The sequence below is a fragment of the Streptomyces sp. NPDC059371 genome, from assembly GCF_042751995.1.
Classification (GTDB): Bacteria; Actinomycetota; Actinomycetes; order Streptomycetales; family Streptomycetaceae; genus Streptomyces.
Map to the genome: position 1 here is coordinate 51,638 of NZ_JBHYXD010000046.1, position 13,965 is coordinate 65,602.

Annotated in this window: 15 protein-coding genes; 5 read left to right on the plus strand and 10 right to left on the minus strand. The window is 71.9% G+C overall.

Features of this window, described 5'->3' with window-relative positions; genetic code table 11:
* Nucleotides 1–110: 110 nt before the first annotated feature.
* A complete protein-coding gene (locus ACFXGX_RS24490) occupies nucleotides 111–848 on the minus strand; it encodes a GntR family transcriptional regulator (protein WP_384794934.1) in 738 nt (245 codons plus the stop codon).
* Between the two features lie 127 nt (nucleotides 849–975).
* Here ACFXGX_RS24490 and ACFXGX_RS24495 point away from each other — a divergent pair, with 127 nt between their 5' ends.
* Nucleotides 976–1,989: a Gfo/Idh/MocA family oxidoreductase gene (locus tag ACFXGX_RS24495; RefSeq protein ID WP_384794902.1), complete on the plus strand. Its 1,014-nt coding sequence runs from the start codon at nucleotides 976–978 to the stop codon at nucleotides 1,987–1,989.
* A gap of 52 nt (nucleotides 1,990–2,041) precedes the next feature.
* Here the strand turns inward: ACFXGX_RS24495 and ACFXGX_RS24500 are convergent, their stop codons facing one another.
* From ACFXGX_RS24500 to ACFXGX_RS24530, 7 genes are all read right to left on the minus strand, one after another.
* Nucleotides 2,042–2,536, minus strand: a complete 495-nt coding sequence (locus ACFXGX_RS24500; protein WP_384794904.1) for a hypothetical protein — start codon at nucleotides 2,534–2,536, stop codon at nucleotides 2,042–2,044.
* Nucleotides 2,537–2,567: 31 nt separating this feature from the next.
* On the minus strand, nucleotides 2,568–3,797 hold the full coding sequence (locus ACFXGX_RS24505) for a cytochrome P450 (protein ID WP_384794906.1): 1,230 nt from the start codon (nucleotides 3,795–3,797) through the stop codon (nucleotides 2,568–2,570).
* Entirely contained in the window at nucleotides 3,787–4,458 is a 672-nt protein-coding gene (locus ACFXGX_RS24510) for a response regulator (protein WP_384794908.1), read from the minus strand. The genes ACFXGX_RS24505 and ACFXGX_RS24510 overlap by 11 nt, the downstream gene beginning before the upstream one ends.
* A 485-nt stretch (nucleotides 4,459–4,943) precedes the next feature.
* The gene (locus ACFXGX_RS24515; protein WP_384794910.1) at nucleotides 4,944–6,218 is read right to left on the minus strand and encodes a histidine kinase; all 1,275 of its coding nucleotides are present in this window, start codon (nucleotides 6,216–6,218) and stop codon (nucleotides 4,944–4,946) included.
* 352 nt (nucleotides 6,219–6,570) lie between these two features.
* A complete protein-coding gene (locus ACFXGX_RS24520) occupies nucleotides 6,571–6,963 on the minus strand; it encodes a ribonuclease domain-containing protein (RefSeq protein WP_384794912.1) in 393 nt (130 codons plus the stop codon).
* A 145-nt stretch (nucleotides 6,964–7,108) separates the two neighbouring features.
* Complete coding sequence (locus ACFXGX_RS24525) at nucleotides 7,109–7,717, minus strand: dihydrofolate reductase family protein (protein ID WP_384794914.1); 609 nt, start codon at nucleotides 7,715–7,717, stop codon at nucleotides 7,109–7,111.
* A gap of 193 nt (nucleotides 7,718–7,910) precedes the next feature.
* Entirely contained in the window at nucleotides 7,911–8,726 is an 816-nt protein-coding gene (locus ACFXGX_RS24530; protein ID WP_384794916.1) for an AIM24 family protein, read from the minus strand.
* Between the two features lie 334 nt (nucleotides 8,727–9,060).
* Between ACFXGX_RS24530 and ACFXGX_RS24535 the strand changes: the two genes are divergently transcribed.
* The gene (locus ACFXGX_RS24535) at nucleotides 9,061–9,615 is read left to right on the plus strand and encodes an RNA polymerase sigma factor (RefSeq protein WP_384794918.1); all 555 of its coding nucleotides are present in this window, start codon (nucleotides 9,061–9,063) and stop codon (nucleotides 9,613–9,615) included.
* A complete protein-coding gene (locus ACFXGX_RS24540) occupies nucleotides 9,612–10,658 on the plus strand; it encodes a hypothetical protein (RefSeq protein ID WP_384794920.1) in 1,047 nt (348 codons plus the stop codon). The genes ACFXGX_RS24535 and ACFXGX_RS24540 overlap by 4 nt, the downstream gene beginning before the upstream one ends.
* Nucleotides 10,659–10,673: 15 nt before the next feature.
* Here the strand turns inward: ACFXGX_RS24540 and ACFXGX_RS24545 are convergent, their stop codons facing one another.
* Both ACFXGX_RS24545 and ACFXGX_RS24550 read right to left on the minus strand, forming a co-directional pair.
* Nucleotides 10,674–11,903: a DUF4241 domain-containing protein gene (locus ACFXGX_RS24545; RefSeq protein ID WP_384794922.1), complete on the minus strand. Its 1,230-nt coding sequence runs from the start codon at nucleotides 11,901–11,903 to the stop codon at nucleotides 10,674–10,676.
* A gap of 95 nt (nucleotides 11,904–11,998) precedes the next feature.
* On the minus strand, nucleotides 11,999–12,994 hold the full coding sequence (locus tag ACFXGX_RS24550) for a LuxR C-terminal-related transcriptional regulator (protein ID WP_384794924.1): 996 nt from the start codon (nucleotides 12,992–12,994) through the stop codon (nucleotides 11,999–12,001).
* Nucleotides 12,995–13,151: 157 nt separating this feature from the next.
* On the opposite strand from ACFXGX_RS24550, the gene ACFXGX_RS24555 reads away from it, so the two are divergent.
* Nucleotides 13,152–13,460, plus strand: a complete 309-nt coding sequence (locus ACFXGX_RS24555) for a hypothetical protein (RefSeq protein ID WP_384794926.1) — start codon at nucleotides 13,152–13,154, stop codon at nucleotides 13,458–13,460.
* Between the two features lie 170 nt (nucleotides 13,461–13,630).
* A complete protein-coding gene (locus tag ACFXGX_RS24560; RefSeq protein ID WP_384794928.1) occupies nucleotides 13,631–13,885 on the plus strand; it encodes a hypothetical protein in 255 nt (84 codons plus the stop codon).
* Nucleotides 13,886–13,965 lie beyond the last annotated feature (80 nt).

Here is a 13,965-nt window from a genome sequence, read left to right on the forward strand (position 1 = left end):
TTGGGATCATCCGCCCAAATCACGGTTCCCGCGCGCGCGGAGCGACGGCCTCCCCGTCCGCCGTACGGAAGGCCGTCGCGTCGAGGCTGTTCAGGGAGCCGGAAGGCGCGTCAGGGCCGTACGAGGAGCTGGAACTCGAAGGAGTAGCGCGAGGCGCGGTAGATGTGGGAGCCGAACTCGACGGCGCGGCCGGTGTCGTCGAACGTGGTGCGCTGCATGGTGAGGACGGGGGCTCCGGCCGGCTCGCCGAGCCGCTCGCCCTCGTCCGCGCTGGCCGCGCGGGCCCCGACGGACTGGCGGGCGCTGTGGAGGGTGATGCCGGCCCCGCGCATCAGCCGGTACAGGCCGGTGGCCTCCATCCGGTCGCTGTCGAGCTCCAGCAGCTCGGGGGGCAGGAAGTTGCAGAGGTACGCCATCGGCTCACCGTGCGCGAGACGCAGCCGTTCGACACGGTGGACCTCGCTGCCCTCGGGCACCCCGAGGGCGGCCGCGACCTCGGTGGACGCCGGTTCGACGGCGTTGACGACCACCTGGGTGGCGGGGCGCTGGCCGGCCGACTCCAGGTCGTCGTAGAGGCTGCTGAGTTCGAGGGGGCGCTTGACCTGGCTGTGCACGACCTGCGTACCGACGCCCCGGCGCCGCACGAGCAGTCCCTTGTCGACGAGGGACTGGATGGCCTGGCGGACCGTGGGGCGGGACAGACCGAGCCGCGCGGCGAGTTCGATCTCGTTGCCGAGCAGGCTGCCGGGGGTCAGCGCGCCGTGCTCGATGGCGGCCTCGAGCTGCTGCGAGAGCTGGAAGTACAGCGGGACCGGACTGGTGCGGTCGACGCCGAGCTGGAGCGACACGGTCGGATCCACGACTGGTTTGGCCACGGATCGAGCGTAGCCCCGGGACATGTTGACGGGAAGTTGTGAGGTTCGATTGTCCGGACAAACCATTGACAGCGCGACGCGTGGCCCCCAGTTTGTTCCCATGCGCATCGGACTCATCGGAGCGGGCCGTATCGGTACATTTCACGCGGCCACGCTCAGCCGTCACCGTGAGGTCGGAGGCTCCCTCATCGTCACGGACGCGGATCCCGTACGGGCCCAGCGGCTGGCGGACCGGCTGGGCGCGACGGCGGCGCCCACCGTGAACGAGATCTTCACCTGGGGCGTGGACGCGGTGGTCATCACGGCCGCGACCTCGGCCCACTCCGAACTGATCGGCCGGGCGGCACGCTCCGGACTCCCGGTCTTCTGCGAGAAGCCCATAGCTCTCGACCTGGCGGGCACGCTGGCCGCGCTCGCCGAGGTCGACGCTGCCGGAACGGTTCTGCAGATGGGCTTCCAGCGCCGCTTCGACGTGGGTTACACCGCTGCCCGCGAGGCGGTGCGCTCGGGCCGGCTCGGCCGGCTGCACACCGTGCGCGCGATGACGTCGGACCAGTCGCCGCCCCCGGCCGGCTACCTCCCGCTCTCCGGCGGGCTCTACCGCGACTGCCTGATCCACGACTTCGACATGCTGCGCTGGGTCAGCGGCCGCGAGGTCGTCCAGGTGTACGCGACCGGCTCCGACGCCGGGCCCGCGATGTTCCGCGAGGCGAACGACATCGACACCGGCGCGGCCGTCCTCACCTTCGACGACGGCATGCTCGCGACGGCGACGGCCACCCGCGTGAACGGCGCGGGCTACGACGTGCGCATGGAACTCTCCGGCGAGCTGGACCAGATCGCCGTCGGCCTGGACGACCGTACGCCGATCGCCTCGACCGAACCGGCCGGACCGCCGCCCGCGGACAAGCCGTGGACGGGCTTCCTGGAACGCTTCGGCCCCGCGTACGAGGCGGAGCTCGCCGCGTTCGTCGAGGTGGTCCGCGGCGAGCGCGCCAATCCCTGCGACGGCCGCGAGGCACTGGAGGCGCTGCGGATCGCCGAGGCCTGCGAGCTGTCCCGGCGGGAGCGGCGCCCGGTCTCCCCGGCGGAGATCCCGGGCGGCAGGCTCTGACGGCCGGGGGGCTCGTTCGCGCCCGGGGAGGCGGCGGCCGCGAGCCGGCCTCTCACCCCAGGAGCCGGACGGCGGGGGTGTCGCTGTCGACGCCGAGTCGCCGGTCGCAGTGCTTGCACGTCAGGTGGTGCGGCCGGACCAGGTTGGTCTGGACGCTGCCGGTCCCCGGCTCGTTCGCCTCCGGGCAGTGATAGGCGAGGTGCAGCCGCACCCAGGGGTGGCTGGTGGGTGCGGCGGCCCTCCGGTCGTCCCGCGTGTCGGTGAAGGGCGCCCACCAGAAGTCGACCAGCGCCCGGACCGCCAGCCGCTCCCGGCCGCTCGTGGTGTCGAACGCCGCGATCCTCCCCGCGGTGTGGTGGCGCTGGAACCCGCTGCGGCTGCCGGAGCACAGCGCCTGCTCGGTCCCGCGCTCGAACACCGTGGTCCGTCCGGTCCGCTCGCAGATGAAGCAGTCGAGGGTGAACTCCAGCCGGGAGCGCCAGTAGAGCTGATGACGGGATTCCTCAAGACCGGTCAGCTCCGCGGTGATCTCCGCCGTACGCAGCACGGGCAACGCTCCTCACACGGCACCGGGCCGCTCACCAGCGCACCGGCATCCGGCGCACGCCTCTCATCAGCATGCCGGGCAGCCAGCCGCTCGGCGGTCCGTCGAGCGCCAGGTCCGGACACCGCTCCAGCAGGGAGCGGAGGGCCACTTGGGCTTCGAGCCGGGCCAGCGGCGCGCCCAGACAGTAGTGGATGCCGTGCCCGAAGGCGAGATGCCCGCGGGTCTCGCGCCGGAGGTCGAAGCGGTCGGGCTCCGGATAGCGCACCGCGTCACGGTCGGCCGCGCTGAGGCCGATCATCACCTCTTCCCCCGGCGCGATCGCCGTGCCACCGATGTCGAGCGGCTCGGCGGCATAGCGGAAGGTCGCGTTCTCCACCGGGCCGTCGTGGCGCAGCGTCTCCTCGACGACTCCGTCGAGAAGCGTCATGTCCGCCCGGACGGCGGCGAGTTGGCCGGGGTGGCTGAGCAGTGCCCGGACGGCGCCGGAGATGAGGTTGACCGTCGTCTCGTGTCCGGCGACGAGGAGCAGGAACGCCATGCCGCGCAACTCCCCCGGCGAGAGCCGGTCGCCGTCCTCGGCCGTGGTGCGGATGAGACCGCTGAGCAGGTCGCCGGTGGGACCCGCGCACCGCTTGTCCTCGATGAGTTCGCCGAGATAGTCGGCTAGTTGGACGAAGGCCTTGTGCTCGCTCTCGGCGCTGGTGGGAGCGACCGTCTCCGTGGACAGGGCGCGGAAGGCGGCGCGGTCCGGCTCGGGCACCCCGAGCAGCTCACAGATCACGGTCAGCGGGAGCGGATAGGCGAAGGACTCGACGAGGTCCGCGTGCCCGCGCGGAAGCATCGCGTCGAGCAGCTCGTCGGTGATCTCCTGGATGCGCGGGCGCAGCGCCGCGACCCGCCGGCCGGTGAACTCGCCCGCGATCAGGGTCCGGAGCCGGGTGTGCTGCGGCGGGTCGGCGAACAGCATGTGCCGGCCGATCAGTCCCTCTCCGTAGAACACGAACCCCGCCGTGTCCGGGTTCTTGGCCAGCCGGTGGTCGGCGAGCGCGGCCCGCGCCTCCTCGTACCCGACGACGAGCCATGTCTCATGTGCCGCGTCCGGCGGTGGCAGTCGCACCCGGTGCACAGGACCGAGCGCGCGCAACTCGGCGTAGACCGGATGCGGATCCTCGGCGAACCGCGCTCCGTACTCCCCCAGATCGATCACGACTCTCCCTCCCGTCACCCCGCTCAACGCGCGAGGGCCCCGCTCAGTGCCCATCCTCCTCCAGCAGACCGGCGTCGTACGCCAGCAACGCGATCTGCACACGGTTGTTGAGGCCGAGCTTGGCGAGGATGCGGGAGACATGGGTCTTGACCGTGGCGACGCTCATGAACAGTCCGGCGGCGATCTCCGCGTTCGACCTGCCCCGGCCGACCTCGACGGCGACCTCGCGCTCGCGCTCGTTCAGGCAGGCCATCCGGGAACGGGCGCCGGACCTGCGGGTGTCGAGGGTGGAACCGGCGGCGTGCTCCATCAACTGGCGGGTGACGGTGGGCGAGAGCACCGGGTCCCCGGCCGCGACCCGGCGCACCGCCGACAGGATCTCCGCGGGCGGTGTGTCCTTCAGGACGAACCCGGCGGCGCCCGCGCGCAGTGCGCGCAGTACCTGCTCATCCGCGTGGAAGGTCGTCAGGACCACGACCTGGGGCGCCTCCGCGCGGGCGCGCAACCGCTCGGTGGCGGTCAGTCCGTCGACGCCGGGCATCCTGATGTCCATCAGGACGACGTCGGGCCGGGTACGGTCGACGAGTTCCTCCACCTCGCTGCCGTCGGCGGCCTCACCGACGATCTCGACGTCCTCGGCGCCCCCCAGCATGAGGGCCAGCCCCGCCCTCACCAACGGATCGTCATCCACAAGCACCAGCCGAATCCCAGTCATCCCCTCACCCAACCAGTTCCCCAGGCCTTCTTTCGCCCCCTCCGCCCCTACCCGACCCGAACCTGGGGCTCCGCCCCGGACCCCGCTCCTCAAACGCCGGAGAGGCTGAAAACATTCACCGGCCAGGGCTGGAACCTTCCCCGGCCGGGGCTGGAACAGTCACCGCCCGAGGCTGGAACAGTCACCGCCCGAGGCTGGAACAGTCACCGCCCGAGGCTGGAACAGTCACCGCCCGAGGCTGGAACTTTCACCGACCGGGGCTGGAACTTTCACCGACCGGGGCTGGAACAGTCACCACGACGCACCCGCAGTCGGAAGCGCGCCGTCGGGGCCGTGCCGGTACATCGATGCCCGTCGCCACCGACGGTCACATCTCCGTCCAACGGCGACGGGCTGATGCACCGGCACGGCCCCGACCCACCCACCGGACCGAACCCGCGACCCGAAACCCGCAACCCGCAACCCGCAACCGCCGGCACGAGCGACTAGGCCCCCCACGGCAACCAGGCCCGAACCCGAAACCCCCCACCCCCCACGACCCCATGCTCCAGCCGCCCTCCGGCCAACGTCGCCCGCTCCGTCAACCCGATCAGCCCCTGCCCGGACCCCGGCACCTTCGGCACCGGCCCCGGCGGCGCGGGATTGGCCACGGTCACGGTCAGCCCGGAGCCGGCAGCGCCCCGCACCGTCACCGTGACCTCCGCCCCCGGCGCGTGCTTGCGCGCGTTCGTCAGCCCCTCCTGGGCGATGCGGTACGCGGTGCGGCCCACGGACGCGGGCGCGGCGCCCGGGTCGGCGACCCGGTTGTCGAGGACGATCTTCGCGCCGGCGGACCGCGACTCGGCGACCAGCCCGTCGAGCGCCGCCAGCGTCGGCTGCGGCCGCCCCGCCTCGTCGGAGTCCCCGGCCCGCAGCACCCCGATGATCTCGCGCAGATCCTGCAGCGCCTCGTGCGCGCTCTCCCGGATCACTCCAGCGGCCCGGGCGACCTCCTCCCGGGGCGCGTCGGGCCGGAATTCGAGTGCACCCGCGTGCACGCTCAGCAGCGTGAGCCGGTGCGCGAGCACGTCGTGCATCTCGCGCGCGATCGCCTCCCGGGCGAGCCGCTGCGCCTGCTCGGCCCGCAGCGCCGCCTCGGTCTCGGCCCGCCGCGCGCGGTCCCGCAGACTCAGCATGAGCTGGCGCTTGGAGCGTACGAACATGCCCCAGCCGACCACCGCGGAGGTGAGCAGGGCGGTGACGGCGAGGGCGGCGAGGTACGGCAGTTCGGGGTCGGGCCGCAGCCAGAAGAACGCCGGAAGCAGCGCGAGCTGGACGCCGGCGACCCAGGCCACGTAGCGGAAGGGCCGGTGCACGGCGAGGGTGAACAGGGCGACGAGCCCCGCGCCGCCCGCGGTGTTCGAGAGGAGGCCGACGGGGATCATGGCGACGGCCAGTCCCAGCGGCCAGCGCCGGCGCAGCCAGACCGCCACGCAGGCGAGCACGCCGATGAGCTGGTCGGCGACGGCGAGGCCGTGCGGGATGTCCGGGTCGTCGCTCAGGGTGTTCGCGGCCGCGAGCCCGATGACGACGGCCAGCAGGAAGCAGCCGAAGTCGACGACCCAGTCGCGGACGGTCCGCCGGGGCCGTCCGGAGGGCCCGGCGCGCTCGGCGTCGGGATCGAGTTCCGCGGCCACGGCCGACGGCAGCAGCCAGCGCCGCGCCGGCAGGACCGGCGCTGGAACGTCACGCGGCTCGAGCGCCGGATGGTCACCACTCACGGTCGACAAATCTACGCAGCCGAAGCCGCCGTCACCTCCCCACGAGCCATGCCGACGACCAAAGTCGGCGCGCTTCAGACTTTCGTCCGGCCGAGGCCCGGCGCCCCGCTACGCGGGTCGGACATGCCTCGCCCCGCGGCCGATGTACCCGGGGGGGGTCCGCGGGGCGAGGGTCGTCCCATGAAGCAGGTGCCGGAGGTGCTCGGCGTCGTCGCGCTCGTTCAGGGCGTCAGGCGTCCTCGGCCCGGTCCGGGAGGCCACCGGCCGACCGCACGGCCGGGGACGCGTGCGACGGCCCGGTTTCCTCGACGGCCACGAGCCCGGACGTCCGGCGGCCCCGATCAGCAACCGATCAGCAACCGAAGTTGATCAGCCTGAACGTGACGTAGTGGTCCGAGGTGTAGTAGTCCTCCAGGGTCTTCTTGCCGGTCACGACGCGACGGGCGCCGCGCGTCGAGGAACCCGGCGTCTTGACCGTGTACTCGTGGTAGTAGCCGGTGGACTGGGCGGGCAGGACGCCCTCCCGGTTCTGGAAGACCGCCCCGTCCTGCGAGTACGGGAAGGGGCCGCCCGAGTCGATCAGGTCCAGCGTGTCGTAGGCCTGGGACGGCAGCGCGCTGTAACAGATGCTGCCGACGGAGGCGGCCGCCGCGTTGGCCGGAGCCACGACGGTGCCACCGACGAGCAGGGCGGACATGAGGGCCACGAGGGCGCCGATGCGGGTGGTTCGTGGGGGGAATCTCATGGATCCAGAATGACGCGCGTAGATGACATGTCAATGTCAAGTCCGTTGATTTCTTCGGTCGATTCCGAGGAATTCTCCGGCGGTCGACCCGTCGCACGACGGCCGGCCGTCGACCCCGAAGGCCGACGACCGACCGCCCACGGCACTAGTAAGTGCCGTACGTCGGCCGGCCCTCGCGCTCGTACGTGTTGACGGCGACGCCCGAGCCGGTGATCGTGCCGCCGGTGCGCCGGAACGCGGTGGGGGCGGCGCCGTCGGCGAAGAGGCGGCGGCCCTCGCCGAGCACGACGGGGAAGGTCATCAGATGCAGGGTGTCGATCAGACCGAGCGCGAACAGGGACTGGGCGAGGACGGCGCTGCCGTGGATCTGGAGTTCGCCCTCGGTGCGCTCCTTCAGGGCGGTGACCTCCTTGCCGAGGTCACCGGTGATCACGGTCGTGCCCTCCCAGGCGGGGTCGGTGAGCGTCGAGGAGGCGACGTACTTGGGCAGCGCGTTCAGCTTGGAGGCGATCGGGTCGGCCGGGTCGGTCATCTTCGGCCAGTAGCCCGCGAAGATCTCGTACGTGCGCCTGCCCAGCAGGAACGCGTCGACATGGGAGAAGTTGTCGACGACGAAGCGCCCGAAGTCGTCGTCACCGAAGGGAACGCTCCAGCCGCCCTGGCCGAAGCCGCCGCTGGGGTCCTCCTCGGGACCGCCCGGCGCCTGGTGGACTCCGTCGATGCTGACGAAGGCGGTGAGGGTGAGCTTGCCCATGACAGTGCCTGCTTCCTGACGGTGAGGTCTGTTGTCATCAGGTCAGACCCCACCGGTGCCCGCAACTCATCGGTCCGCGCCGAAATCGCCCGGCGCCATGATCCGGCGTCATGCCCCGGCGTCATGACCCGGTGCCATGATCCGGCGTCGCACTCCGCGCGGGCCGAGGGCTCACCTCGCGCGGACCGAGGGCTCACCCCGCGTCGGTCGAGAACAGCCCGCCCGTCGGACCCTGCTTGTCGCCGCCCTGGGCCTTTCTCAGGGCGTTGGCGAGGCTCTCGATGGTGAGGGACTGAAGGATCACCTGTCCGTTGCCCTCCAGCGTGGCGAGCGAAAGGCCCTCGCCGCCGAAGACCGCGTTCATCAGGCCCTGCCGGTTGAGGCCGCCGATGCGCTGGACGCCGTACTGGATGCCCTCCTCGAAGGCGACCACGCAGCCCGTGTCGACCTCGATACGGCCGCCGAAGTCGGCCGGGTTCAGGTCGATGAAGTTGCCCGCTCCCGCGATGATCACCGTGCCGTGGCCGGTGAACTTCTCCAGGACGAAACCCTCGCCGCCGCTGCGCCCGGTCCGGCCGCCCTGGAAGGCGATGCCGAACCGCACGGTCGACTCCGCCGCCACGAAGGCGTCCTTCTCGGCGAACCACGCGCGCGTGCCGTCGAGCTCCAGGGCGCGCATCTCGCCGGGGAGCACGCCCGCGAAGCCGACGGTGCCCTCGCCGCCCGTCGACGTGAAGTACTGGAACGCCAGCGACTCGCCCGCGAGGGCGCGCTGACCTGCCTGCATGGCGGTTCCCACGGCCTGGCGCAGCATGCCGCCCATGCCGCCGCCACCGCTCGGCTGCCCGCCGCCACCGCCGCCCGAGGGCCCGGAGAGCCGCGTCTCCATGGTCACGTTGGTGGTCTTGAACAGGAACTTTCCCGCCTCGCAGTACACGGTCTGGCCGAGGCCCAGGTTGACTACGGCCATCTGCATGGCGTTGCCGACGATTTCTTGCTGAAGAGTCACGCCGTGAGAACGCTGGAAGCGGAGCAAAGAGTTCCGGATGACCGGATGACGTGTGCCGACATGCGGGCCCGCCGCCCGGCCCGCCCGGGACAACGGTCGGGGCAGGCGTGAAGCGAACCGAGGGCACTGGGGGCGGGTGTGAAGCGAACCAGGGCGGGCTTGTCGCGGAATTCGCCGGATTTCCTGCGGGCGAATTCCATTTTCCTTCCATTAACCGGCGGGACACTTGAATGCGGCCTTCCCTTCGGATCATCTCTCGGACGCGAACGCTGTCGGTGGTTTCCGCCAAGTAGGGGGTGAGACCGCCGGCCGGCGGTCCGGAGACGGAGGTCCCATGACAACGGGCCCGGACGACGAGGAGCTGCTGGGCCGCACGGCACGCGACCCGGCCTCTTTCGAACCGTTGGTGGAACGCCATTCGGCGGCCCTGCACGGCTACTTCGCGCGACGCGCGCCCGGTGCCGCCGACGATCTGCTCGCCGAGCTGTGGCTCCAGGCGTACGCGACGCGCCGCGGTTTCGACCCGGCCCGCGGGTCCGTACGGGCCTGGCTGTTCGGCGTCGCCAGGAACGTGCTCTCCGCCCACTGGCGGCGGGACGCGGCGGACCGCCCGGACATCGCGCGCGCGGTGGGCGACGACGATCCCTGGGAGGCGGTGGACGACCGGCTCGTCGCCGCGGCAGTGGCTCCCAGGCTGCGTGAGCTCCTTGCCGAACTACCTCTTGTGGAGCGGGAGTTGCTGCTCCTCGTCGCCTGGGAGCAGCTCACGCCCAGCGAGGCCGCCGGCGTGGTCGGCATACCCGCCGCGACCGCCCGTACCCGTCTGCACCGCGCGCGCAACCGTATGCGCTCGGGCTCCCCCTTCGACCTGGCCGGAGACCGGAAATGACGGAGAAGACCGAACGCGACGACTTCCTCGACTTCCCCGGCGCCGACGAGCTGATCGCCGCCGGAACCGTGGCGCCGCCCTCGGACGCCGAGGTCAGGGCCGTACGCGACATCGTGGCGCTCGTCGCGGAACGCGAGGCCGGACAGACGCACGCCGCCGCGGCGTACGGCAGTGCGGTCCCCCTCGCCACGGCGCGACACGGCGGCCCCGCGGCCTCCCTCGCGCCCCCGGAGGACGTGCCCGAGGACGAGTTGGTCGTCCTCGGCCCCGACGGACCGGGCGCGGCACCGCGACGGCGCCGGCTCTCGCGTCGTGGACGCGTCCTGGTCGCGGCCGCGGCGGTGGCCGGCATAGCCGTGAGCGCGGCCGTCCACCCGTTGCTGGACGGGACGGGCCGGTCGGCGTCGACGGTCTCGTCGGCCTCGGAGTTCCTGAACGGCATGGCGGAGGTCTCGACAGAGGCACCGGCGCCCAAGGGAACGTACTGGATGGTCCACTACCGGGCGATGGACGGCCGGAGGGCGGCCACGTACACCGTGTACTGCACCCGGGCGGGCGCCACCTGGGTCGGGAAGGGGAACGGGAAGCCCGGCAAGTCCGGCAGCGACACCGTCGAGTGGAAGGTCGGCGACAGGCGCCTGTCCTGGACGGAATTCGACCGTCTGCCCACCCGGCCGGAGAAACTGAAGGCCTGGTTCTCCAGGAACCCCGAGGAACGGTTCGAACAGATCCTGTCGTTGCTGGAGACGTCACCGGCGAGCCCGGAGCTGCGCTCCGCGCTCTTTCAGATCGTCGCGAAGACTCCGGGGGTGACCGCGGCTCCCGGCATCAAAGACAGCCAGGGCCGTTCGGGCACCGAGATCGTCCTCCGAGGCACCCGGCGGGTGGCCAAGCCGGACGCCGAGCCCGTCTCCTACCGGTACTCCCTCCGTTACGTCATCGACCCGGACACCAGCCGCGTTCTGGAGAGGGGCGCCGCCGGCGCCGACCCGGTGGTCCGCACGACCTATCTCGACGTCGGCTGGACGAACCACATCCGCTGACGCGCGGTCGCGATGCTAGAGGTACGACGTGACCACCACGACCGAGACGAGCTCGCCGGCGGCGGAGCGGCCGAGCCATACCGGCCACGTTCCGTCGCCGCCCGTGCAGAACGACACCAGGTCGCCGCCGGTGGTCTCGTCGACGGCGCGCACGTAGCCGTCGCCGACCGGCTCGCACGCGTCGTCGTCCCGGTCCTCGTAGTAGCGCCTGACTCTGCCGGACAGCGTCTCCCAGGCCGCGGCGTCCGCGAAACCGCCGGCCGCGCCGTCGGTGCCGAAGCCGTAGGCGTGGCCGTCGAGGAGCAGACGGGGGTCCTCGCCCTGGCTCAGCGCCAACTCCCAGGACACGGCGGGTTCTTCCCGGATCAGCAGGCGTACGGCGGGCTCCTCGGTGACCGGGAACCGGTGCCCCTCGTACTCGCCCTCTCCGGAGATCACGGCGCTCTCCAGCGGGTACGCGCCGGGGGGTATGCGCTCGGCGAGCTCGCGGGACTCGTTTTCCAGCGGGTCCGAGACGGCCAGGCGCCCGCTCGGGATCCGCACCAGGGCGATGTGCCGCGGTTCGGCTGTCTCCGTCCTGGTCCAGGGTTCCACGGGGAAGGAATGGCCGGGCTGGAAAAGGGTGTTGAGCGACACCTTCAGACGCATGGGCTTCGGCGGGCGCCACAGGGTCGCGGGCTCCTGACCGCCCGCGAAGGCCGCCTCCGCCGCCGTGATGTCATCCGGCTCGGGCGCGTCCGGCGGCCTGGAGGAATCGGCGACCGCCCGTACCCCGAACCCGGACCGATCGTGCCACCGCAGGTCCTCCGGCACATCGGCCACGGTGTGGAACGACCCGCCGCTGTCGCCGCGTTCGTCCAGCATCTTTCTGCCCGCTCGCCCCGGGAGGAGTTCCAGCGTGACCCGCCAGGCGTCGGGAGCCAGGTCCGGCTGTTCCGGTGAGGCGTAGCGCCGTTCCACGTACTGCCGCAGGAACAGGCGGTCGTCCTCCAGCAGTCGGAGGTCGACGTCGCGGACGCGTCGCCCCAGCTCGTCGTACACCCACTGCCCGACGAAATGGTCACGCCAGGCGACGAGATGCACCTCCGCGGGGACCGCGCGCCCCGGTATCCGGTGCAGCACCACGTAGGGTTCCCCGGCTCCGTCCCGTTCCTCCGCCTCCGCCCGCGTCAGCGGTCCGACCGCACGACGGGACCCGGCGTCCCACCCCTCGGCGTACGAAACCACCACCACGTCCTCGCCCACGTCCCGCCCCTCAGCCGCCCCTCAAGATCCACCGATCACCGGCCACGATACGCACGACCGGTGCCGTCGGCGGCGTGGGGAGCCTGGGTGACGGTTCAGGGGTGCGGCGGCAGCCAGCCCTGCTGGACGGCTCGTACGCCGGCCTCGAAGCGGCTGCGGGCGTCGAGGCGTTCCATCAGTTCGGAGGCGATCCGGCGGGCCGTGCGGTGCGACACCCCGAGCCGTTTGGCGATGGCCTCGTCGGTGTGGCCCTCGGCCAGGAGCCGCAGGGTGGTCGACTGCTGGCCGGTGAGTCCGTTCGGGTCGGTGGGGACGATCTCGCCCAGCGGCTGGGCGGATTCCCAGGTGGTCTCGAAGAGCGCGCACAGGGCGGTAAGAGTGCCCTGGCCGGTCAGCAGGACGGCGCCGGCGGCGGTGTCGTCGCTGCTGACCGAGATCATGGCGGTCAGCCGGTCCATGAGGATCATCCGGGTCGGCAGGGACGGAACCGTGCGGACCCGGCCGCCCAGCCGGGCCAGCCAGGTGGCGTGTTCGACGGTGGGCCGGTTCGTACGGACACTGTCGAGGTAGATCGTGCGCATGCGCACCCCGCGGCCGAGCAGGTCCTCGTTGAGCGGCCGGGACGCGGCCATGTTCTCCGCGGTCTGCGGTCCGCCCGGGGCGAACGTCAGGAACTCCTCGCGCACCTCACGGGTGAGTACGGCCAGCCGGTCGCGTATCCGGTCGAGGCCCACGAGTTGCTCCACCCCGGGGTGGCTGGTGGCCGGGCGGAGCTCGGCGTACTCGGAGATGAGCTGCGCCGCGGCGGCCCGGGAGGATTCGAGGCGCTGCTGCTGAGCCGCCAACTGGGCCTGCTGGCGGCCCATCAGGATCTCCATGCCGATATCGGGAGAGACGGCCCGGAGCCGGCCCGCGTCCCCCGCGGCGGGGCGCACCAGGGCCAGCGCGCTCAACGTGTCGAGGGCGTCGCGCACCTCTTCCCCGGACAGCCCCACGGCGTCGGCGAGGGCCGCGACACCGGCGGCCGGACTTCTGAGCATGGCGCGATACACCGTCTCCGCGGCGGTATCGAGCCCAAGCGCGGTCAGCATCAGGTTCCCCCCAGTTTCCACAGACCCTCCCCTGTCCCACGATGATCTTCGCAGAGGACCGGGGATCGTCACAGGGGGAGGACCAAACCGGCCATGGCCTCAACTGGCCACCGCACAAGCCGACTTGTTGGCGAATCCGGTTGAGATTCTGGACTGCATGTACCTGGTCCACACATATCTGGAACTACCGTCCGGCGACGAACTGCCACAGAACATCAGGACTCTGGTGCGATCGGCGATCGTCCCCCGCGACGGTGTCGAGCACGTCGCCGTGCATGCCGTCTCTCCCTCCGAACTCACGCTCGGCTTCTACCTGTTGGCCGATGCGCTGGAGGAGGCGGAGGAACGAGCGGTACGGACCACGCGCCGACTGCTGCACGCCGTACCGCAGTTGGCCACGGCGCGGCCGACCGGCGCCGGAGTGCCGCTGATGCCCTTGGCCTTCGAACCGCAGACGGTGGACTGAAGCGGCCCCCGTGGACGCATCGGTCCAAGGCCGCTTCCGTCCATCCGTGAACCCTTTCCTCGGGCCTGAGCTCCGACGAACCTATGAATCACCGGCCGAGCCGAGCGCCACCGCGGGGCGCGACAGCAGGCCGGACACCTCATCTCGTCCCGGAAGGAACGGAAACAGCCATGCTTCATGCCCGCATCGCCAAGGCCGCCGCGGTCTCCTCCCTCGTCGTCGCCGCGGCTCTCGCCGCCCCGGTGGTCACGCACCGGTCCACGGCGGACGCGGTTCCGGCCTCCTCCGTTCTCGCCTCCGACGCCGGCTGGCAGGTCGCTCCGGCGGACGCGGGCTGGCAGACCGCTCCGGCGGACGCGGGCTGGCAGACCGCTCCGGCGGACGCCGGCTGGCAGGTCGCTCCGGCGGACGCCGGCTGGCAGTAGGCCGCCCTCCGCGTCCGGCAGCCACGCGCCGCGGCCACGTCCCGTCGGCCTGAAAGGGCGGCGCCCCCTCGGTCCGAGGG

Excerpts from the sequence above, each read along its gene's own strand:
- ACFXGX_RS24525 (WP_384794914.1), bottom strand. The coding sequence starts at position 7,717 with ATGGGCAAGCTCACCCTCACCGCCTTCGTCAGCATCGACGGAGTCCAC.
- ACFXGX_RS24520 (WP_384794912.1), bottom strand. The coding sequence starts at position 6,963 with ATGAGATTCCCCCCACGAACCACCCGCATCGGCGCCCTCGTGGCCCTC.
- ACFXGX_RS24535 (WP_384794918.1), top strand. The coding sequence starts at position 9,061 with ATGACAACGGGCCCGGACGACGAGGAGCTGCTGGGCCGCACGGCACGC.
- ACFXGX_RS24495 (WP_384794902.1), top strand. The coding sequence starts at position 976 with ATGCGCATCGGACTCATCGGAGCGGGCCGTATCGGTACATTTCACGCG.
- ACFXGX_RS24510 (WP_384794908.1), bottom strand. The coding sequence starts at position 4,458 with ATGACTGGGATTCGGCTGGTGCTTGTGGATGACGATCCGTTGGTGAGG.
- ACFXGX_RS24560 (WP_384794928.1), top strand. The coding sequence starts at position 13,631 with ATGCTTCATGCCCGCATCGCCAAGGCCGCCGCGGTCTCCTCCCTCGTC.
- ACFXGX_RS24505 (WP_384794906.1), bottom strand. The coding sequence starts at position 3,797 with ATGGGCACTGAGCGGGGCCCTCGCGCGTTGAGCGGGGTGACGGGAGGG.
- ACFXGX_RS24555 (WP_384794926.1), top strand. The coding sequence starts at position 13,152 with ATGTACCTGGTCCACACATATCTGGAACTACCGTCCGGCGACGAACTG.
- ACFXGX_RS24550 (WP_384794924.1), bottom strand. The coding sequence starts at position 12,994 with ATGCTGACCGCGCTTGGGCTCGATACCGCCGCGGAGACGGTGTATCGC.
- ACFXGX_RS24540 (WP_384794920.1), top strand. The coding sequence starts at position 9,612 with ATGACGGAGAAGACCGAACGCGACGACTTCCTCGACTTCCCCGGCGCC.